Below are 20,819 nucleotides of genomic sequence, written 5' to 3'. Positions count from 1 at the left end.
ACGCGCGCGCACGCGTCTCCTAGGGTGTCCCGCAGTGACTTCCTTCGACTCCACCCCCACTCCGACCGCGTGGCGCGCCCTGTTCGTCCTCACGGTCGTGCTGATGATGCTGGCGACCACCGGGTGGACCGCCGTACGGCATCAGACCGGCCCCCGCACGCTTCTCGCCGCGGAACTGACCGCCTGGCACAAGGCCAGGATCCAGGGACGCGCGCTGCCGTCGCCGGACGCCGGGCCGACCCGGCTGGCGGCGTTCTTCGCCTCGGTCGGCACGGGGGCGGGTGCCCGGCTCGCCGCCGACTATCCGCGTGTCGTGGGGAATCTCGACGGAGCTCCGGTGACCCTGCGTTACCGGGCGAACCGGAAGGCGCTCGCCGCCTCGTGGTCCAAGGAGAGGGACCGGGTGGCCGATCCGGCGCTCACCGCCGACGGGCACCACGAGGCGGTGCGCCGGATGCACCGGTTCCGGGCGCTGATGGACGAGGACCGCCAGATCCTCGCCTTCGACCCCTCCGGCGCGGGCCGGGTGGCCGAGGTGTTCGGCGACCTCGACCGGGCCGAGCGGGTCTCCGTGATCGTGCCCGGCGTCGACACCAACCTCCTCACCTTCCAGAAGACCAACCGCAAGTACACCGCCCCCGTCGGCATGGCGCAGTCGCTGTACGCGGCCGAGCGGGCGGCGGCGCCCCGCGTCCCGACCGCCGTCATCGCCTGGGCCGACTACACCTCCCCCGTGGGCGTCGGTGTGGACTCGGCGATCGGACGGCTCGCCGAGAGCGGTGCACGCCGGCTGACCGCGCTGACCGAGGCGCTGCCGGGGAACTCCCGGGTCGCGCTCTTCTGCCACAGCTACGGCTCCGTCGTCTGCGGCGTCGCGGCCCGCGGGCTGCCCGCGCGGGTGGAGGACGTCGCCGTGGCCGGCAGCCCCGGCATGCGCGCGGAAAACGTGGCGGGGCTCGGTACCAGCGCCCGGGTGTGGGCCACCCGGGACGGCGACGACTGGATCCAGGACGTGCCGCACCTGGAGGTCGGCGGCCTCGGACACGGCGAGGACCCGGTCACCCCGGAGTTCGGCGCGCGGGTCGTCTCGGCCGCACGCGCCGTCGGCCACACCGGCTATTTCGAGCCGGGAACGGAGAGCGTGCACAACTTCGCCGCCATAGGCGTCGGGGCGTACGACGGCATCAGCTGCGCCGCCGGGGACGACTCCTGCCGCCTGGGCATCGCCGCCGCCTGAAGCCGGAATTCCGGCCGGTTTTGCGGTGACCGGCGGTCCCAACGCGCGTAGAGCGGCGCAGAAGCTGCTTGCCTCACAGGGGCGACGGACAGGCGTCGGCCGCATACGATGAGGCACATGGGTGACGTTCTGGCGGGAATTCAAGCCACGTGGGAGTTCGAGACCGACTCCGTGCTCATCCGCTTCGAACGGGGAATCCGCACGCCGAAGCTGTTCTCGGCCCTGCGTGAACGGCGCATCCCGCACGAGGCGTTGGCCGGGGTGACGCTCTCCCCCGGCAAGCGGGGCACGGTGGTGCTGCGTGCCGAGCCCAGACCGGGCGCCGACCCGCTGATGGAGGCGGCCGCCGGCCAGCTCAAGGACACCTCGGACCCGTACCGCCTGGTGCTCCCGGCGGAGCGCGAGACGCTCGCCGAGTACTACGCCGACGAACTGCGCGCCGCCCTCTCCCCCGACGCCGGATCCTCCGCCGACCGCTACCTGGTGGCCGCGCCCGAGGGCCCGCTCGGCTTCAAGGCGTACGACGGCAAGGCCTCGTTCGACGGTTCGAAGGTGGCGTTCCGCTGGTTCTGGACGGGGGCGTCGACCGCCAAGTGGAAGGCGGGCGACCAGAGTTTCGCGCTGTCCGAGCTGAGTGGCGTCGAATGGCGTTCGCCGGAGATCCTCGACGGCTATCTGCGGCTGCTGCGCCGGGACGCCGACCCCGGCCCCGCCCAGCCCGACCAGGACCCGGCGGCCGTCGTCTTCGGCCTCGGGTACGGGCCGGTGCACGAATCGCTGCCGTTCGCCGCCGCGATCCTGGAGTCGGTCCGCACCCATGCGCCGGCGCCCGCCCTCGCGGCGGCCCGCGCCTCCCGCCGCGACCCGGCGGACATCGCCGACCGCATACGCCACCTGGGAGACCTGCACGGGGCGGGCCTGGTCACCGACGAGGAGTTCTCCGTCAAGAAGGCGGAGCTGCTGGCCGAGCTGTGACGCGGGCGCGGGGGCGCGCCGCCGCCACGGGGCCTCTCCGGGCGGCGGCACGGCGTCCTCTCCGGGCCGCCGCCACGGCCTCCCCTCCGGACAGCGGCCACCGCGTCCTCTCCGGGCCCGCCGCGGCGTCTTCTCTAGGCTGGTGCACCTCATGGCTCACCATCCCGCTCTCCGCAGCCGCCTGACCGGCGCCGCCCGGCACGCGGCCCGTGTCGTCCGCGCCGAACTGGCCTCCCCGTCCGAGTCGACCGCCGCGCTGTTCGGCGGCGCTCGCTCACGCTGGGTGCGCCTGCTGCCCTACGTCGTCGCGGTCGGACTCGTCGCCTCGCTGCTGCCGGTGAGCGTGACCGTCCTGACGCAGGACTACGGTCTGAACGGCGCCCTCGCGGGGGCGCTCGCCACCGCGCAGAGCGCGCCGCTGCTGCTCGCCGTGCGCCGCCCCATGCACGCCTGGTGGATCGTCTTCGCCGCCGACATCGGGACGGCGTTCGCGCTGCTGGGCGCGGACGGCACCGAGGGCCGGACCTGGCCGTGGACGCCGATGGCCGTCGTCGGCTACCTCTTCCTGATGGCCGCGCTGGGGCTGCGCGAGCCCCGGCGCAGGCTGGTCGCCGTGTGGCTGGCGACGGGCGCCGCGGGCCTGATGTTCGAGCTGGTCTCGCAGCGGCTGAGCGACGGTGTCCATCTGCTGCTGTTCGTGCTGAGCGGCGTCGTGCTGGTGCTCACCGGCGCCCTGCGCGAACGCGACGACGTACGGCGCCGGCTGCTGGTGCAGGAGACCATCAGCGAGACCGAGCGGGCCCAGCGCACGCTGCTGGAGGAGCGCACCCGGATCGCCCGGGAGCTGCACGACGTGGTCGCCCACCACATGTCGGTGATCACCGTGCAGGCGGACTCGGCGCCGTACCGGATCGAGGGTCTTCCCGACGCGGCGCGCGAGGAGTTCGCCTCGATCGCGGCCGGCGCGCGCGAGTCGCTGACCGAGATGCGGCGGCTGCTCGCGGTGCTGCGCAGCGACGGCGCCGGGGGCGAGCGCACGCCCCAGCCGGGGCTGGACCGGGCCCAGCAGCTGGTGGAGGCCACGGTGCGGGCGGGTGTGCCCGCCGAGTTGTCGCTCCAGAGCGGTCTGGACGGGCTGCCGGGCACCGTGGACCTGTCGGCGTACCGGATCGTGCAGGAGGCGCTCGCCAATGTGGTCCGCCACGCACCGGGCGCGCCGACCCGGGTGTCGGTGGCCTCGGACGGCGCCCATCTGACGGTGCTCGTCGTCAACGGGCCGCCGTCCGGGCCCGTCTCACCGCTGGAGAGCACGGGGACGGGGCACGGCCTGGTGGGGATGCGGGAGCGCGTACGGTTGACCGGCGGCACCCTGGACACCGGGCCGCTGCCGGACGGGGGCTTCCGGGTCGCCGCCCGGATCCCCCTGGCCCCCGAGCCGCCCGGGCCCACCGGATCCACGGAGCCTTCCGCATCCGCCGGACACGCCGGATCCGCCGAGCCCGCACACCCCACCGAGCCCGCCCACCCCACCGAGCGCACCGAGGACGGCAGTTGACCATCCGCGTGATCATCGTCGACGACCAGGCCATGGTGCGGGCGGGGTTCGCCGCCCTGCTCTCCGCGCAGGCCGACATCGATGTGGTCGGCGAGGCCCCCGACGGCCGCCGGGGCGTCGAGGTCGGCCGGGCCACCCACCCCGACGTGGTGCTGATGGACGTCCGGATGCCCGAGATGGACGGCCTCGCCGCCGCCCGGGAGCTGCTGAACCCCCCGGCGGGCGTGGTGCACCGGCCGAAGGTGCTGATGCTGACCACCTTCGACGTGGACGACTACGTGTACGAGGCGCTGCGCGCCGGGGCGTCCGGCTTCCTGCTTAAGGACGCCCCGCCCGCCGACCTGATCTCCGCGGTGCGGGTGGTCGCCGCCGGGGAGGCGCTGCTCGCGCCGTCCGTGACCCGGCGGCTGATCGCGGACTTCGCCGCGCAGCGCCCGGCGCCCCGCCGCGACCCGGCGCTGCGGCTCGCGGGTCTGACACCGCGTGAGACCGAGGTACTGGAGCTGGTCGCCCGCGGGCTGTCGAACCAGGAGATCGCCGCGCATCTGGTGCTCGCCGAACAGACCGTCAAGACCCACATCGGCCGCCTGCTCGCCAAGCTGGACCAGCGCGACCGGGCCCAGCTCGTCATCTTCGCGTACGAATCGGGCGTCGTGCGCCCCGGCGACGGCACGCGCTGAGCCCGGCCGGACGCCGGCCGCCGTCTCCACCACCCCCTACCCCGGTATGACACCGCGGTTGGCTCCGCGGTGTGACGTGCCGCCGGACACCTTCTTCCTACCTTCCTGCCCTCGGAACGGACGGACGGGAAGAAGGGGGCGGGCGGATGCGCCGCTACAGGAGGACGCTGGTCGCGGTCGCGCTGACGACGACGGTCGTCGCGGGGACGGCCGGCTGGGCATCGGGCACCGCCCAGCGGCCCGTGACGGGCCCGGTGCCGGGCGCCGCGGCCTGGACGGCGGACCCGGTGCTCGGCCGGCCGCTGCCCGACCCGGCGACGGCGGAGCCGGCCGAGGTCGCCGCGTTCTTCGCCGCGACGACGGCGGCCGAGGACCGGGAGCTGGTGCGCCGGCACCCGCTGGTCGTCGGCAACCTCGACGGCGCGCCCGTCGCGCTGCGCCTCACCGCCAACGCCGCCGCCGTGCGCGGCACCGCCTTCGCCCACCTCGCGGGCCGCGCCGTCCTGGCGTTCGACCCGCGCGGCCGGGGGCAGGTCGCCGAGGTGTTCGGCGACCTGGAGCACGCCCGGCAGGTGTCGGTGGTGGTTCCGGGCTCCGACGTCGACGCCGGCACCGCCGACCGGACGTCCGACCCGTACGGCACCCCCGCCGGCATGGCGAGGTCGCTGCGCGCGGCGGCCGGGCCGGGCACCGCGGTGGTGGCCTGGACCGGCTACACCACACCCGTCGGCGTCGGCATCGACGCCGCGTCCGGCGAGCTGGCGGCGGCGGGCGCGGAGCGGCTGGCGCGCTTCACCGGCGGGCTGACCGCGGCGGGGGCGCCGCGGCCCGCGCTGTTCTGCCACAGCTACGGCTCCGTGGTGTGCGGCCTCGCGGCCTCCCGCGCGGACGCCCGGGACCTGGTCGTGCTCGGCTCCCCCGGGATGCGGGCCGACCGCGTCGCGGACCTCGGGACGCGAGCGCGGGTGTGGGCGGCGAAGGACCCCTCCGACTGGATCTCCAAGGTGCCGAACGTCCGCTTCGCCGGCCTCGGCCACGGCAACGACCCCGCCGCCCCGTCCTTCGGCGCCCGCCCCGTCCCGGCCACCCGCGCGGTGGGCCACACCGGCTACTTCGCCCCGGGCACGGACTCCCTGGAGACCTTCGCGGCGATCGCCCGGGGTGAGGTCCGATGAACGGCGCGCACGGGGCACGCGGGACCGGGACGGCGCGGGGCGCGGGCGTGGTGGGCCCCGGCCCGCACCCGGTGGGCGCGGGCGACGCGGCCGGACGGACGCCCGCCGGAAGCGCACCGGACGGCGCAGGGCAGGCGGCACCCACCGGAAGCCTGCCGCACGGCACGCGGCCCGAAGCCGCCGCGACCGCCGGGACGGCGCGGGGCGGGCGTGGCGGGACCCGGCCCGCACCCGGTGGGCGCGGGCGACGCGGCCGGACGGACGCCCGCCGGAAGCGCACCGGACGGCGCAGGGCAGGCGGCACCCACCGGAAGCCTGCCGCACGGCACGCGGCCCGAAGCCGCCGCGCCCGCCGGGGCGACGCGGGGCGCACGCCCGGTGGGCGCGGCCGCCGTGGCGGGACCCGGCCCGCACCCGGTGGGCGCGGGCGACGCGGCCGGGCGGACGCCCGCCGGAAGCGCACCGGACGGCGCAGGGCAGGCGGCTCCCACCGGAAGCCTGCCGCACGGCACGCGGCCCGAAGCCGCCGCGCCCGCCGGGACGGCGCGGGGCGCGGGCGCGGTGGGCCCCGGCCCGCACCCGGTGGGCGCGGGCGACGCGGCCGGACGGACGCCCGCCGGAAGCGCACCGGACGGCGCAGGGCAGGCGGCTCCCACCGGAAGCCTGCCGCACGGCACGCGGCCGAAGCCGCCGCGCCCGCCGGGGCGACGCGGGGCGCGGGCGTGGTGGGCCCCGGCCCGCACCCGGTGGGCGCGGGCGACGCGGCCGGACGGACGCCCGCCGGAAGCGCACCGGACGGCGCAGGGCAGGCGGCTCCCACCGGAAGCCTGCCGCACGGCACGCGGCCCGAAGCCGCCGCGCCCGCCGGGACGGCGCGGGGCGCACGCCCGGTGGGCGCGGCCGCCGTGGCGGGACCCGGCCCGTACCCGGTGGGCGCGGGGCGGGCGGCCTCCGGCGGGAGCACGGCGGGTGGCCGGGGGCAGGCCGTCGCCGGGTGGGGCGCCGGGGTGCGGGGGCGGGTGGGGAAGGTCGTCGGGCGGATCGAGGCGGGGACGCCGGCCGACCGGGACCGGGCCGTGGACGGGCTGCGGGCGCTCGCGCTGCTCGCCGTGCCGGCCGGGCACTGGCTGCTCGGCGGCTTCACCGTCGACGGCGACGGCGCCCTCCACAACGCCAGCCCGCTGGCGTCGTTCGGCTTCTTCGCGCCCGTGAGCTGGGTGCTCCAGATGCTGGGGATCTTCTTCCTCGTCGGAGGATGCGCCTCCGTGCGCTCCTACGAGCGCCGCACCGGCGGCACCGGTGCCTGGCTGCGGCAGCGGCTGACCCGGCTGGGGCGTCCGGTGCTCGGGGTCACCGCGGTGTGGGCGGTCCTGGCGCCGGTCCTCCACGTTCTCGGCGTACCCGCCACCACGCTGCGGACGGGGGCGACGCTGGTGATCCAGCCGCTGTGGTTCGTCGGCGTGTACACCGCGATCACCGCGCTGACGCCGTACTGCGTCCGTGCCGCGCGGCGCACGGGCGTATGGGCGGCGGCGCCCCTGCTCGCGGCCGTCGCGGTCGTGGACCTGTTGCGGTACGGGCCGTGGGCGGACGCCGTCCCGGGCTGGCTCGGCGCCCTGAACATCCTGCCGGGCTGGCTCTTCGCGTACCAGCTCGGCGTGAGCTGGGGTCTGGGCCGCGTCGGCCGGCGCCACGCCTGGGGGCTCGCGGTGGGCGGCGCGGCGCTGTTCGCGGTGCTGCTGCTCGTCTTCGGCTACCCGGCGTCGATGGTGGGCGTCCCGGGCGAGGCGCGCACCAACTCCCATCCGCCGTCCCTGCTGGTGCTCGCCCTCGCGGCGGCCCAGAGCGGCGCGGCGGTGCTGCTGCGGGAGCGGCTGGGGCGGGCGCTGCGGCGGCCGGCACTGTGGGCGCCGGTCGTGGTGATCAATCTGTGCGCGATGACGATCCTGTGCTGGCACCAGACGGCGATGCTGGCCGCGGCCGTCCCCGCCTCCTTCGCCGGCGCGGTCCCGGGCCTGACGACCGCGCCGGACACCCTCGCGTGGGTGGCGGCGCGGCTGGCGTGGCTCCCGGTGCTGGCCTGCCTGCTGGCCCTGATCGCCCACCGGACCCGTGTCTTCGAGTCCCCGTGGACCACCCGCGTCAGGCCCCCCGTGCGGGCGGCGGCGGGGATGGCGGGGGTGGGGTTCGCCGTGTGGGCGCTGGGGTGGGGGTGAGGGCCACGGGGGTGCCCCGTCCCGTCCCGGGCTCCGCCCGGCCCCGTACCGCGCTCCGCGCGGTGTCCTCGATCGCCGGACGGGCTGACAAGGTCGGCCCCGCACGGGGGGGGCACCTCCCACGGCCGCCAGGCCGTAGGGGGAGTTCGAGGCGCGGGGTCCGGGGCGGAGCCCCGGTTGCGGGAAGGGGCGGGGCGGGGAGAGGCCCCGCGCAGCGGCCCCGTCCCGCCGCCACCGCTGAAAGCCCCGCGCGAGCGCTACTCCCGGGCCGCCGAGGTCGACGACATGTCCGGGTAGCGGTCGCCCGCGACCTTCGACGCGATGGGCTCCAGGGCCGCCAGGTCCTCGGGGGTCAGGCGGAGGCGGGTGGCCGCCGTGTTCTCCAGGAGGCGGGTGGTGCGGCGGGTCCCGGGGATCGGGATCACCGGGAGGCCGTGCACCTCGGCCCGCTGCTGCACCCAGGCGAGCGCGACCTGAGCCGGGCTCGCCCCGTGCGCCGCGGCGATCGTGCGCACCGGCTCCAGCAGCGCCGCGTTGGCGCGCGCGTTGTCGCCGGTGAAGCGGGGCTGGAAGCGGCGGAAGTCCCCCGCCGACAGATCCGTCCCGGCGTCCTGGAAGGCGCCGGTCAGGAATCCGCGGCCGAGCGGGGAGTACGGGACGAACGCCACCCCGAGGTCCGCGGCGGCGCCCACCGCGCTGCGTTCGACGTCCCGGCTGAACAGGGACCACTCGGACTGGAGGGCGGCGACGGGGTGCACGGCGTGGGCCTCGCGCAGTTCGGCGCCGGTCACCTCGCTGAGGCCGAGGTGCTTCACCAGGCCGCGTTCGACGAGTTCGGCCATCGCGCCGACGGATTCGGCGAGCGGCACGTCCGGGTCGCGGCGGTGCATGTAGTAGAGGTCGATCACGTCGGTGCCGAGCCGCCGCAGGCTGTCCTCGACGGCGGCGCGGATGTACGCGGGGTCGTTGCGCACCGCGCGCCGGTCGTCCCCACCGGTCCGGTCGATGGCGAACTTGGTGGCGAGGGTGATCTCCTCGCGGTGCGCGGCCACGAACGGCGCGAGGAACTCCTCGTTGGCGCCCCGGCCGTAGATGTCGGCGGTGTCGTAGAGGGTGACGCCCGCGTCGAGCGCCGCCTCCAGGGTGCGGCGGGACTCCGCTTCGTCGGTGTCGCCGTAGAACTCGCTCATGCCCATGCAGCCGAGGCCCTGGACGCCGACAAGGGGCCCGCCGGTACCGAGTTCCACCTGTGCGATCGTGCTGTCGGCCATGGTGTCAGCCCTTCTGGGCGCCCCTGCGGGCGTCCGTGTAGAACTCGATCTTGTGGTCCAGTACGGCGAGCGTGTCCTGGAGTTCGGCGATGCGCGCGATGACGTCCTGACGGGTGCGGTGCAGGAGTTCGCGGCGTGCGTCGAAGGTGTGGTCGCCCGCTCTGATCATCTCCGCGTAGGCGACCATGTCGGCGACCGGCATGCCGGTGAGGCGGAGCTTGCCGACGAAGGCGAGCCAGTCGAGGTCACGGTTGGTGAAGCGGCGCTGCCCGGTGTGGGAGCGGTCGATGTGCTGCATCAGCCCGATCCGCTCGTACCAGCGCAGGGTGTGCGCGGTGAGCCCGGTGAGGGCGGCGACCTCGCTGATGGTGTAGCGGTCGCGGCCCTCGGGCCGGGGGTGCGCGGCGGGTGCGGCCTGGCAGAGGTCCTTGGGGGCACCGGTGCGTCCACCGGGCCGTCGGCCGGTTCGTGCCGGAGTGGTCTCGATCACCGTCATACCTCCACGCTAGAACCTTCGAGTGCACTCCAAGCAAGGGCGAATCCGTTCACGCCCGCAAGACACCCCCGCGAATCCGTTCACGCCCGGAAGACACCCGCGGCTGGCCTGCGGCGCATGAGCATCGCAAGGGGCTGCTGGGCTGGTTCCGGGAGCGCGGCGTCGGCCGGTCGACCTGCGGTCCTCGGAGCACGGGGAGCCGCTGTACGCCTCCCTCGGCTTCGTCCGCACCCCCGACCCGGCCATGCGGCTGAGCTGGTAGCACCCCGTAGGCTCGTGGGCATGCAGAGCCTGGCGATGATCGAGAACTGGCCGGTGCCCACCGCGGCGGCCGCAGTCGTACGCGCGGACGGGACCGTCGCCGGTTCCCACGGCCCCACGGACCGGCGCTTCCCGCTGGCCTCCGTCACCAAGCCGCTCGCGGCGTACGCGGTGCTGGTGGCGTACGAGGAGGGGGCGGTCGAGCTCGACGAGCCGGCGGGCCCCGAGGGCGCGACCGTGCGGCACCTGCTCGCCCACACCTCCGGTCTCGCCTTCGACGAGCACCGGATCCAGGCCGCTCCCGGCGCCCGGCGGATCTACTCGAACGCGGGCTTCGAGGTGCTCGGGGACCACATCGCGAAGGCGACCGACATCCCGTTCGCCGACTATCTCCACCAGGCGGTGCTGGAGCCGCTCGGCATGGCGTCGACGACGCTGGAGGGCTCGCCCGCGAAGGACGGCGTCTCCACGGTCGGCGATCTGGTGCGCTTCGCGGCCGAGGTGCAGGCGCCGCGGCTGCTGGACCCGCGCACGGTGCTGGAGGCCATGACGGTCGTGCATCCCGGTCTGTCCGGGATACTGCCGGGCTACGGCAGCCAGAAGCCGAACGACTGGGGCCTGGGGTTCGAGATCAGGGACGGCAAGTCGCCGCACTGGACGGGCGCCTCGTCGTCGCCGCGCACCTTCGGCCACTTCGGCCAGTCCGGCACCTTCCTGTGGGTCGACCCGGACGCGGGGGCCGCGTGCGTGGCGCTCGCGGACCGGGCGTTCGGCCCCTGGGCGATCGAGGCGTGGCCGCCGTTCACGGACGCGGTCCTGGCCGAACTCCGCGGCTGACCCGAGGCGTTCACGGACCCGGTACCGCCCGAGGCGCGCTACCGGCGCCCGCCGCTCACGGCCCCGGTGCCGCCCGAACTCCGCGGCCTACCGGAGGCGTTCACGGACCCGGTGCCGGCTGGAGTTCCGGGCTGACCGTCGGCGTGGGGCGGTCGGCGTCCTCGGGCGCCGGGACGGCCGAGGTGTCGCAGTCGGACGCCGGCCGGGTCCCGTCCGTGCCCGTGAGCCGTACCGGCGGCCGGCCCCACGCGTCCTCGGCGTAGGCGATCGTGCAGACGAGCTGCCGCAGACCGAGGTCGTCCACGCCGTCGAGGGGCGCCTTGACGGTCGCGTCGATGACCCCGCCGGAGACCTTGATCGTGACGGCGGCCTGCTTCGGCAGCGTGGGCGCGTTGCGCAGCCCGGACTTCTGCTCGGTGGCGGTGGGTCCCCCGAGGAGCGCGGCGACGGTCTTCTCGGTCGGCGGCCGGACCGGCAGCGGCACCTGCCCGCCGGAGCCGCCCCCGCCGCTGCTGTCGGCCTCCGTCTCGGGCCCGATGCCGTCCGGGAGGCGGTAGTTCTCCCCGAAGCCGTCGTCGACGACCCGGGGGACGGGCGTCAGCCGGCCGTCGGGCGACAGGAAGAAGAGCAGCATCCGGTAGTCGCGGGCGGGCAGGACGTCGATGGTCGCCGGGCCGCCCGCCTCGATGACGTCGGTCTCCGGTATGCCGATGCCGCACCCGGCGAGCGGCACCAGTGCCGCGAGGGTCGCCAGCGTGCGGGCCGCGGTCCGTCTCATGCCCTCGTCTCCTCCGTGTCCCGGATCCCGGTGAGCGGGATCTCGACGGTGAAGACGGCGCCGCCGCCCGGCTGGTTGGCCGCCCGCACGGTGCCGCCGTGGAGCCGTACGTTCTCCTGGGTGATCGCGAGGCCGAGTCCGCTGCCCGTGGACCGGGTGCGGGCCGCGTCGGCCTTGTAGAAGCGGTCGAAGATGTGCGGCAGCACCTCGGGCCGGATGCCGGCCCCGCTGTCCATGACCTCGGTGACCAGGGTCCGTTCGCGGACGGACATCCGCACGGTGACCGGTTCGGCGCCGTGGCGCAGCGCGTTGCCGACGAGGTTGGCCACGACGATGTCGAAGCGGCGCGGGTCGAGGCGGGCCCGGACGCCCTCGGGCAGTTCGGTGCGCACCCGGCCGTCCCAGTGCCGGTGGGCCAGGGTCTTGCGGACGGTCTCCGCGGCGTCGACCTCGTCGGTGTTGAGCTCGGCCGCGCGGGCGTCGAAGCGGGAGATCTCCATCAGGTCCTCGACCAGGACGGCGAGTTTGCCGGTCTCGGCGCTGACCAGCCGCACCGCGCGGGCGGTGTCCGGGTCGAGTGTGCCGGCGTCCTCGTCGAGCACCTCGGTGACGGCGAGCATCCCGGCGAGCGGGGTGCGCAGTTCGTGGGAGACGTCGGCGGCGAAGCGCCGGGCCCTGGCCTCGGCCTGCTGGAGTTCGTCCACGGAGCGTTCGAGTTCACCGGCGGATTCGTTGAACGTCCGTGCCAGGTCGGCGAGTTCGTCGCGTCCGCGGACCTCGATCCGGGTGTCGAGCCGGCCGCTGCCCATGGACCGTGCGGCGCCCCGCAGTTCGCGGACGGGGCGCAGCACGCTGCGGGCGGCGAGCAGCGCGGGGATCAGGGCGATGGCGAGGCCGGGCAGGGCGCCGTCGCGGGCGGCGGTCAGCAGGGCGTCGACGTCGGCCTGTTCGTCGGTCATCCGCATCACGGCGAACAGCACGAGCCCGCTGGGCAGGGAGCTGGTGTTGCCGGTCCGCACGGCGACGGGCATGGCGATGGTCAGGTAGGGCACCCCGTCGTGGACGACCCGCTCGAAGCTGCCGTGCGAGGCGGTGAGCGCGGTGCGGCGCAGTTCGGGGGTGATGACGGTGGAGGTGGGGTTCTCGCCGGAGGAGACCCGCACGGAGCCGTACTCGGCGAAGACGACCCAGGGGTGGGGCTTGGCCTTGCTGGCTATCACGAACAGCATCTCGCGCAGCGTCGGCGGGTCGACGGGCAGTCCGGTGCCGAGGCTCTCGACCTGCTCGCGGAAGGAGACGACGGCGGTGTCCTGGGCGCTGGCGAGCACGGCGTTGCGCGCCTCGCGGTAGGTCAGCGCCGAGGTGGTGCCGGCGCTGACGACGGCGACCAGCAGGAAGGCGAGCACCAGGCGGGTGCGCAGCCCGAAGGGCACGAGCGGCCCCCGGCGGCGGGACCGGGAGGCGCGGGCGGGTGCGGGGGCGGTGGTCACGGCAGTGGTCACAGGGGTCCGAAGCGGTAGCCGAAGCCCCGCAGGGTCTGGATGTAGCGGGGGCTGCCCGACGAGTCCTCGATCTTGGTGCGCAGCCGTCGCACGCAGGCGTCCACGAGCCGGGCGTCGCCGTGGTAGCTGTGCTCCCAGACGTGCTCCAGCAGTTGCTGGCGGCTGAAGACCTGCTCGGGCGCCGCGGACAGGTGCAGCAGCAGCTTGAGTTCGGACGGCGCGAGGGCGAGCCGTTCGCCGGACTTGGCGACGGTGAGCCCGGCCCGGTCGATGGCGAGGTCGCCGTGGAACTCGACGGCCGGCCGGCCGGCGCCCGGTTCCTCGATGCGGCGCAGCACGGCCCGGATGCGGGCCTCGATCACCTCGGTGCGGGCGGGTTTGACGATGTAGTCGTCGGCGCCCGCCTCCAGTCCGATGACGACGTCGAAGTCGTCGCCGCGGGCGGTGAGCATGATGATCGGGAGCTGGCTGTCCTCGCGTACCCGGCGGCAGACCTGCACGCCGTTCATGCCGGGCAGCATCAGGTCGAGCAGCAGCAGGTCGGGCCGGAACTCGCGCAGCGCGTCGAGTCCGGCCTCGCCGGTGGCGGCGGTGCGGACCTCGTGGCCGCGGCGGCGCAGCCCGAGCTCGACCCCTTCGCGCACGGAGGGGTCGTCTTCGATGAGGAGGACGCGGGGCATGGGGCGGGGGCTCCAGGGGGTGTTCGGGGCCGGGGGGCGGTCGGTGGCGAGAGGGGGAGGTCGGGGGCGAGGTGGGGAGGGTCAGCGGCGGACGGGCAGGGCGCGGCGCAGCCGGGTGGCGGCGCCGGTGAGCAGGGTGTCGAGCTCCCGCAGGCGCAGGGGGCGGGCGAGCAGGGCGAAGACGGCGACGACGACGGCCGCTCCGGCGCCCGCGGCGGCGAGCGCGCCGCCCGGTTCGGCCCAGCGGGCCGCGGCGTACCCGAGCAGCGTGGCGGGGACGGCGGCGAGGAGCAGCCGCAGCTGGGCCCCGAAGGCACCGGAGGGGGCCCGGTCGCCGGCGGCGGGGCCAGGGCTGTGGAGCGGGGAGAGGTCCGGGTGGCCGGCCGGGCCCGGGGCGGCCGTGCCGCGGGCGAGGCGGCGGCGCAGGACCAGGGCGGTGACGGCCCAGCCCGCCCACAGCGCCACCGAGTACGCCCCCGCGATGCCGGTCACCGCCCACCGGGCGGGCAGAGCCGCGAACGCGGCGAGGGACAGGCCCGCGTTCAGGGCGGCGATCACCAGGTTGAGGAGGAAGGGGGTCCGGGTGTCGGAGAGCGCGTAGAAGGTGCGGGAGAGGACGTACTGGCCGGAGAAGGCGATCAGTCCGGGCGCGAAGGCCATCAGGGTGCCCGCCATGACGGCGATGTCCCGCGCGTCGGTCTCCCCGTACTGGAAGACCAGCGCCATCACGGGCTGTGCCAGGGCGAGCAGCAGGCAGGCGGCGGGCACGACGGCCGCGGCGGTGGTGCGCAGCGCGTACGACACGTCCCGGCGCACCGCGCCGGTGTCGCCGTCGGCGGCGGAGGAGCTCATCCGGGGCATCAGGGCGGTCACCAGGGAGACGGTGACGATGCCGTGCGGGACGGCCCACAGCACGTAGGCGTTGGTGTACGCGCTGAATCCGGCGCCCTCGATCCCCGCCGCCTGGGCGGCCGCGCCGGCGTCGGTGGCCAGCCGGGTGGTGACCCAGTAGGCGGCCTGGTTGGTGAGCACCAGCAGCACCAGCCAGCCCGCGTTGCGCAGCGGCCGGGTCAGGCCGCTGCCGCGCCAGTCGAAGCGGGGCCGGAAGCGGAAGCAGGCGGCGCGCAGGGAGGGCAGCAGGGCGAGTGCCTGGGCGGCGATGCCGGCGGTGGTGCCCCAGCCGAGCAGGGTCGTCTCGGCGGGGGTGAGCGTCCCGCCGTCGCCGGTGGCGAGGTAGAGGCCGAAGACCGCGATCACGACGACGTTGTTGAGGACGGGCGTCCACATCATGGCGCCGAAGCGGCCGCGTGCGTTGAGCACCTGTCCGAGCAGGGTGAAGACGCCGAGGAAGAAGATCTGCGGCAGGCAGTAGCGGGCGAAGGCGATCGTCATCTCGGCCTGGCCGCCGTCGTAGGCGGTGTAGACGCCGATGATCGCGGGCGCGGCCCACACCGCGGCGCCGGTCAGCGCGAGGAGGGCGAGGACGCACACGGTGAGCAGCCGGTCGGTGTAGGCGGCGCCGCCGTCCGCGTGCTCCTTGCCGGCCCGGACGAGCTCGGGCACGAAGACGGCGTTGAGCGCGCCGCCGATCAGCAGCATGTAGACGATGGTCGGCAGCGCGTTGCCGACGGCGTACCCGTCGGCGACCAGGCCGACGCCGAGCGCGGAGGCGACGACGGCGGAGCGGGCGAAGCCGGTGGCCCGGGACACGACCGACCCGGCGGCCATCACCAGCCCGCTGCGGAGCACCGAGGGTGCCCGGCCGCGCGCGGCCTTCGCGGAGCCGTCCGCCGGCGCCTCCGGCGTCCCGGGTCCGTGCGGGGTCGCCGGTCCCGGCACGTGGGCGCCCCCCGCAACGGCTTCGTGCGGGGCCCCGGCGGGGGCGCCGCCCGGTGCGGGCACGGCCCCCGGGGGCACGGCCGCCGCGTCCGCCACGGCGCGGTCGCCGCTCACCGGCGGGCCAGGTACGCCTGGAACGCCCGGTACAGCGCGTGGTTGGCGGTGCCGTCCAACGGCTTCTCCCATTCCCCCAAGGTCTCGACGACCTCTCCCCCGGTGCCGAGCTTCCAGCGCAGCAGTCCGTGTCCCCTCTCAGCGGGGTCGAGGGTGGAGGGTACCCCGCGCATGTCGTACACGTCGGCGCCGAGCGCGTGGGCGTCCTGGAGCATCCGCCACTGGAGGAGGTTGGAGGGACGCACCTCACGGCGGTGGTCGGCCGACGCCCCGGTCTGGTACCAGACCCGGCCGCCGACGCGGATCATGGTGTGCGCGGCCAGGATCTCGCCCTGGTGCCGGGCCAGGTAGAGCGTCATCCGGCCGGGCTCCTCCGCGTTGAGGGCCGCGTACTGCCGCTCGTAGTACGCCAGCGAGCGGCCGAGCCGGAAGCCGTCGCGCTCCTCGGTTATCCGCAGCAGCCGGAAGAACTCGGGCAGGTCGGCCGCGCTGCCGACGACGGTCTCCACGCCCTCCTTGCGCGCCTTGCGCACATTGCGCCGCCACTCCTGGTTGAGCCCGGCCCACAGGTCGTCCACGGAGCGGCCCGTCAGCGGGACCCGGAAGACGTAGCGCGGCTGGGCGTCCCCGTCCTCCTCCCCGCCGCAGCGGTGCCAGCCCCGGGCCCGCAGCCGCTCGGAGACGGCGGTGCCCAGCGGGTCGACCTCCCGGGCCAGGACGTCGGCGAGCCGGCGCCCGGGGGCGGCGGCCGCCTTGAGGCGGGCCGCGTCCCAGCTCCGGTGCGCCGGTGACGGGCCGATGCGCACGGCGAACACCCCGGCCGTGCGCAGGGTCTTCAGCAGCGGGTCGAGCCAGCCGTCCATGTGGGGGTCGGCCCAGTCGGCGACGGGCCCCTCCGGCAGGTAGGCGAAGTACTTCCGCGTGCCCGGGAGTTGGCGGAGCAGCACCATGGCGACGCCGGTGAGGTCGCCCTCCTCGGGCCGGGGGCCCCAGCCGAGCAGCAGCGAGCGCCAGCCCTCCTTGACGTCGGCCCAGGAGGGGCACTGGAGGAAGCCGGGGCCGAGGGCGTTCCCGGTGCGGGACGCGAGGAAGGCGCGGTACGCCTCCCGGGTGATGGGACCGAGCGGCGTCTGCTGGCCTCGGTCGGCCGGCACGAGCAGTGCGGACACGGTGTGGGACCTCTCTGTTCACGCGTCTGTTCACGCGGAATCACGCGGAATGACGTGGACTCTCACAGCCCCGCGTGACCGGTCCGAGCGGCGAATATGACCGGACGATGACCGTTGTGACGCAACGGCCGTCACATCGCCCCATCCCCTCTCACCTGCGGTTTCTCCGCCCTACGCTCGCCGTATCGGATCCCGGCCCGCTGCCGGACGACAACGGAGGACCCATCCCATGACCGTGAGACGCGCACAGGCCGGCCGCATACGTGTCCGAGCCGCCGCTGCCGCCGTGCTGCTGGCCCCGCTCGCCGCCTGCTCCACGGGCTCGGGAGGGGCGGGCGCCGACGACGGCAAGGCGGGCGAGCGGGCCGGCGACGGCCGCCCGGCGACTGTGACCGTCACCCCGAACGGCCGCTCGGTGCGCGCCGGTCAGCCGGTGAAGGTGACGGCCTCCGGCGGCACGATCGCCTCGGTCACCGTCACCGACGCGAAGGGCGGGACGCTCAAGGGCGCCGTGGGCAAGGACGGCTGGCAGTCCGAGCGCAAGGCCGTCCCCGGCACCACGTACACCGTGAGGACCACCACCCGCACCGAGGGCGGCACCGAGAAGACCACGTCCACGTCGTTCACCACCGCCCCGGCCGAGAAGGTCAACAAGGTCGACTGGCGTCCCGGCGAGGCCGTCACCGTCGGCGTCGCGCAGCCCGTGTCCCTGGTCTTCGACAACCCGGTCACCGACAAGGCGGGTGTGGAGAAGCAGTTGAAGCTCACCACCTCCAACGACACCGAGGGGTCCTGGGGCTGGATGAAGGACTGGTCGGGCCGCGACCGGATCGACTGGCGCCCGAAGACGTACTGGGAGCCGGGCACCGAGGTCACCCTCCGGGCGCAGCTCGACGGCACCGACTCCGGCAAGGGCGGCGGCTTCTTCGTCCGCGACTACACGACGAAGTTCACCGTCGGCTCCCGCCAGATCGTCCGGGTCGACCTGGACACCCACAAGCTCACCCTGGAGCGCGACGGCCGCACGGTGCGGACCATCCCCGTCTCGGGCGGCACCCCCGGCGGCATCAAGCGCTCCTGGGGCGGCACCTCGGTCCTGATGGCGAAGGAGGGCACCATCAACATGAACTCCGAGACGGTGGGCCTCGCCGACGCCTACGACAAGATGGTCGACTACTCGATGCGGCTGACCTGGTCCGGGATGTACGCCCACGCGGCGCCCTGGAACAACAGGTACATGGGCAACGCCAACATGAGCTCGGGCTGCATCGGCATGAGCGACGAGAACGCCGCCTGGTTCTACGCCCAGGTCCGCCCGGGCGACCCGTTCGAGATCAAGGGCAAGGACACCAAGGGCGTCCCCGACCCGGGCAACGGCTTCGGCGAGTGGAACGTCTCCTGGGAGAAGTGGCAGGACATGAGTGCCCTGGCCTGAGCGCCGGCGGCGGGGCGAGGGCGGGAGCCGTCCACGGGGGGCGGCTCCCGCCCCGCTTCACCAGCGCTCGTAGGCGGTGAAGGTGCTGCCGCCGCCCGATCCGGCGACGATGATCCGCCCGTGGTGCTGGTACACGGCGCCGATGTCGTGGGGCACCTCGTCGCGGAAGCTGCGGAAGTCGACCTCCTCGCCGTCGGCGGTGTCGAACGCCAGCAGGTCGGTGATGTCGGTGCTCTGGGTGGTCCATTCGCCCAGTACGGTGATCCGGTCGCCGCGCAGGGAGAGCGCGGCGGCCGGGTCGTCGAGGGTCGTCCGCCACACCTTCTCCCCGGTCGTCAGGTCGAAGGCGGCGAGCCGGTGCCGCTGCCCCTTCTGCCAGAACCCCTCCAGGGCGTAGAGCCGGTCCCCGGCGACCGCGGCCCGGGCGGGCACGCTCGTGCCGACGCCCTCGGACTCGATGACGGGACGCGGCTTCCCGTCCCCGCCGAAGGAGAAGAAGGCGACGCCCTCGTCGGACACCCCGCTGCGCCCGACGGAGAGCACCGGCGGGTCCGCCGACACGATGTCCGCGGCGGCCGACAGGCCCACGGGGCGCCGGGCGTCGAGGGGGACGTTCCACTTCAGCGCGCCGCTGCCGAGGTCGAAGGCGGCCGCCGTCAGCTCGCCGGTCTCGCCGAAGCCGTCGTCACCGGGCTTCCCGGCGCCGCACCCCAGGACGGCGACGACCTGCTCCCCGCCGACGGAGAACGTGCGCGGACCGCACCCGTCCGGGATCGCCGCCGTCCAGCGCGGCTTCCCGGTGCGCAGGTCGAGGGCGCGCAGCGAGGTGCGGTCGCCCCCGGACCGGGAGTGGTGCCCGATCACGGCGAGCCCGCTGCCCGCGTCCAGGAACGGTTCCTCCTGCTCCGGCCCGCCGTCGGCGACCGTCCGGGGCGCGGTCCACAGCTCGCGCCCGTCCTTCGTGTCGAGCGCCAGGACCGCCGCGCAGCCCTTCCCGCGCGTCGCACCGCCCTCCTGCCCGTAGGCGACGAGCAGCACGGACGCGTCCGCGTGCCGGGCGCTGCCGCAGATCCGGGTGCGCCCCGGGGGCACGAACTCCCAGAGCTTCCTGCCGTCCTGCCCCTCGCCGATGCCGAATCCGGTGACCGCGTCGTACCGGCTGCGGACGGCGACGTCGCCCGCGATCCAGGTGCCGTTGGGCCGCCCGTCGCCGGCCCGGTCCTTCGGCGCCGCCCACGACCGCACCACGGCGTCGCCCGGCAGATAACCCTGGTACGACAGGATCCAGGCCGTCACCGACCCGATCACCGCCAGCACGACGGCGAGCGCCGTCAGCCCCTTCGCGAGCGTGCTTCTCCCCGCCATCACACAGCCCCCCGGCCGTCCGTGTCCCGCCCCTGTGCGGCCGACGCCTCCTGGCGTCCCGCGCCGCGCTCCGGCCTCACGACCGTCGAACGGGTGATCAGAGTAAGGGAGGGGCGCCGCCGGCCCCGCGGTACGGCGGTCCGCCGGGAGCCCGGGTGCGGCGGCCCCGCGCCCGCCGCACCCGGCCCCGTTCAGGCGGTCGTGTCCGCCCGCTCCCCCGTGGCCGCCTCCGCGAGGCGGGCCCGCAGTGCCGCGTTCTCCGACTCCAGGAGCGCGATGCGCTTGCGCGCGAAGTACAGCTCCGTGACCGCGTCGCGGAACTCCGACACGAGTTCGTCCGGCGTCAGTTCCATCTCCGGTTCCTCTCCTTTCCGTTGGTGCGGCGGCCGGTTCAGGCCGGGGCGATCTCGGTGACGGTGCCGTCGGAGCCGCGCCACTTGAGTGCGCCGCCCTCCGCGTAGAGCGCGCCGCCCCCGCGCGAGTCGACGGTCATGGGCACGGCCGCCGTGTCGACGACCCGCACCACGCCCTCGGCCATCAGCGCGGAGTCGGTGCCCGCCTGCTGCACGACGTGCAGCTGGGACCAGGGGTTGGCGCCGATGCCCATGCCGATGCCGACCCGCCCGCTGCCCTTGACGACGAAGTCGTCCCGCCCGTTGTTGCGCAGGCAGATCAGGTTGCCGGCGGTCGGGACCCCGTCCCCGTTGGTCACGTAGATGCCCTGCGCGGCGGTGCCGGGCGTGCGCAGGTCGATCGAGAGGCCGGACGCCTTGTGGTCCGACCCGTCGCCGTGGCCGATGTGCGTGATCTTCAGGGTGCCGTGCTCCTTCTCGCGGCCCTTCAGATACACCGCCGAGGTGGCGGGGTTGTCCGAGACGATGTTCAGCGCGACCCCGCCGCCGGACGTGCCCGCCTGGTAGACCGTGAGCGCGTGCGCGGTCGTCGACGTCGTCTTGAAGAAGCCCGCGTTGACCGTGGAGTCGGCGCGGTACGACTCCGCCACCACCGGCCCGTCGAACGTGGTCGTCGGCCCTCCCGCCGCCGCGGCGGGAGTCGCGGCACCCGCCGTGACGCTCACCGCCCCGGCCGTGAAGCCTCCCAGGAACAGTCTCCGTGACACCGCCATCGTGTCCGCCCTTCTCCTTGTGAGGCGCGCCCGCACCGGGCGCGTCCGCAGAGAGGACCGGGCAGCCGCTCTGTTGGTTGCCCAGCACCTCCCGGAAGCGCGAATCCG

18 protein-coding genes are annotated in these 20,819 nt (G+C 75.3%); 8 read left to right on the top strand and 10 right to left on the bottom strand.

Annotation, left to right across the window (positions count from 1 at the left end):
* The first annotated feature begins 34 nt into the window (after positions 1-34).
* The 6 genes from JE024_RS24180 to JE024_RS24155 all read left to right on the top strand — a co-directional run bounded on the left by JE024_RS24180 (position 35) and on the right by JE024_RS24155 (position 7,838).
* Positions 35-1,237 (top strand): alpha/beta hydrolase, encoded by a 1,203-nt coding sequence (locus JE024_RS24180; protein WP_205375596.1) that lies wholly within the window; start codon positions 35-37, stop codon positions 1,235-1,237.
* A gap of 117 nt (positions 1,238-1,354) precedes the next feature.
* Positions 1,355-2,212, top strand: a complete 858-nt coding sequence (locus tag JE024_RS24175) for a DUF4429 domain-containing protein (protein ID WP_205375595.1) — start codon at positions 1,355-1,357, stop codon at positions 2,210-2,212.
* 151 nt (positions 2,213-2,363) lie between these two features.
* Positions 2,364-3,767 carry a sensor histidine kinase gene (locus JE024_RS24170; RefSeq protein ID WP_205375594.1) on the top strand — a complete coding sequence of 468 codons (1,404 nt, stop codon included), beginning with the start codon at positions 2,364-2,366 and terminating at the stop codon, positions 3,765-3,767.
* A complete protein-coding gene (locus JE024_RS24165) occupies positions 3,764-4,447 on the top strand; it encodes a response regulator (RefSeq protein ID WP_205375593.1) in 684 nt (227 codons plus the stop codon). Before JE024_RS24170 ends, JE024_RS24165 begins: the two co-directional genes overlap by 4 nt.
* A 146-nt stretch (positions 4,448-4,593) precedes the next feature.
* On the top strand, positions 4,594-5,622 hold the full coding sequence (locus JE024_RS24160; protein ID WP_205375592.1) for an alpha/beta hydrolase: 1,029 nt from the start codon (positions 4,594-4,596) through the stop codon (positions 5,620-5,622).
* Positions 5,623-6,641: 1,019 nt separating this feature from the next.
* Complete coding sequence (locus JE024_RS24155; RefSeq protein WP_205375591.1) at positions 6,642-7,838, top strand: acyltransferase family protein; 1,197 nt, start codon at positions 6,642-6,644, stop codon at positions 7,836-7,838.
* Between the two features lie 257 nt (positions 7,839-8,095).
* Here JE024_RS24155 and JE024_RS24150 read toward each other — a convergent pair whose 3' ends face one another.
* A complete protein-coding gene (locus tag JE024_RS24150) occupies positions 8,096-9,109 on the bottom strand; it encodes an aldo/keto reductase (protein ID WP_205375590.1) in 1,014 nt (337 codons plus the stop codon).
* Between the two features lie 4 nt (positions 9,110-9,113).
* Positions 9,114-9,605 (bottom strand): MerR family transcriptional regulator, encoded by a 492-nt coding sequence (locus JE024_RS24145; protein WP_205375589.1) that lies wholly within the window; start codon positions 9,603-9,605, stop codon positions 9,114-9,116.
* A 282-nt stretch (positions 9,606-9,887) separates the two neighbouring features.
* Between JE024_RS24145 and JE024_RS24140 the strand changes: the two genes are divergently transcribed.
* Positions 9,888-10,703: a serine hydrolase domain-containing protein gene (locus tag JE024_RS24140; protein WP_205375588.1), complete on the top strand. Its 816-nt coding sequence runs from the start codon at positions 9,888-9,890 to the stop codon at positions 10,701-10,703.
* A gap of 100 nt (positions 10,704-10,803) precedes the next feature.
* Here the strand turns inward: JE024_RS24140 and JE024_RS24135 are convergent, their stop codons facing one another.
* From JE024_RS24135 to JE024_RS24115, 5 genes are all read right to left on the bottom strand, one after another.
* Positions 10,804-11,481 carry a hypothetical protein gene (locus JE024_RS24135; protein WP_205375587.1) on the bottom strand — a complete coding sequence of 226 codons (678 nt, stop codon included), beginning with the start codon at positions 11,479-11,481 and terminating at the stop codon, positions 10,804-10,806.
* Positions 11,478-12,971, bottom strand: a complete 1,494-nt coding sequence (locus JE024_RS24130; protein WP_372449874.1) for an ATP-binding protein — start codon at positions 12,969-12,971, stop codon at positions 11,478-11,480. The genes JE024_RS24135 and JE024_RS24130 overlap by 4 nt, the downstream gene beginning before the upstream one ends.
* Before the next feature lie 8 nt (positions 12,972-12,979).
* On the bottom strand, positions 12,980-13,663 hold the full coding sequence (locus JE024_RS24125; protein WP_205375585.1) for a response regulator: 684 nt from the start codon (positions 13,661-13,663) through the stop codon (positions 12,980-12,982).
* An 81-nt stretch (positions 13,664-13,744) separates the two neighbouring features.
* On the bottom strand, positions 13,745-15,688 hold the full coding sequence (gene murJ, locus JE024_RS24120; protein WP_372449836.1) for a murein biosynthesis integral membrane protein MurJ: 1,944 nt from the start codon (positions 15,686-15,688) through the stop codon (positions 13,745-13,747).
* Positions 15,613-16,785 (bottom strand): lipid II:glycine glycyltransferase FemX, encoded by a 1,173-nt coding sequence (locus JE024_RS24115; protein WP_205375584.1) that lies wholly within the window; start codon positions 16,783-16,785, stop codon positions 15,613-15,615. Before JE024_RS24115 ends, murJ begins: the two co-directional genes overlap by 76 nt.
* 229 nt (positions 16,786-17,014) lie before the next feature.
* Between JE024_RS24115 and JE024_RS24110 the strand changes: the two genes are divergently transcribed.
* Positions 17,015-18,220, top strand: a complete 1,206-nt coding sequence (locus JE024_RS24110) for a L,D-transpeptidase family protein (protein ID WP_205375583.1) — start codon at positions 17,015-17,017, stop codon at positions 18,218-18,220.
* A gap of 57 nt (positions 18,221-18,277) precedes the next feature.
* On the opposite strand, the gene JE024_RS24105 is transcribed toward JE024_RS24110, so the two are convergent.
* From JE024_RS24105 to JE024_RS24095, 3 genes are all read right to left on the bottom strand, one after another.
* Positions 18,278-19,585 carry an outer membrane protein assembly factor BamB family protein gene (locus JE024_RS24105; protein ID WP_205375582.1) on the bottom strand — a complete coding sequence of 436 codons (1,308 nt, stop codon included), beginning with the start codon at positions 19,583-19,585 and terminating at the stop codon, positions 18,278-18,280.
* A gap of 191 nt (positions 19,586-19,776) precedes the next feature.
* Positions 19,777-19,938: a hypothetical protein gene (locus JE024_RS24100; protein ID WP_205375581.1), complete on the bottom strand. Its 162-nt coding sequence runs from the start codon at positions 19,936-19,938 to the stop codon at positions 19,777-19,779.
* 38 nt (positions 19,939-19,976) lie between these two features.
* The gene (locus tag JE024_RS24095; protein ID WP_205375580.1) at positions 19,977-20,711 is read right to left on the bottom strand and encodes a hyaluronoglucosaminidase; all 735 of its coding nucleotides are present in this window, start codon (positions 20,709-20,711) and stop codon (positions 19,977-19,979) included.
* Between the last annotated feature and the right edge of the window lie 108 nt (positions 20,712-20,819).

The organism is Streptomyces zhihengii, from assembly GCF_016919245.1.
GTDB lineage: Bacteria > Actinomycetota > Actinomycetes > Streptomycetales > Streptomycetaceae > Streptomyces > Streptomyces zhihengii.
This window is presented reverse-complemented; position numbering and strand designations above follow the sequence as displayed.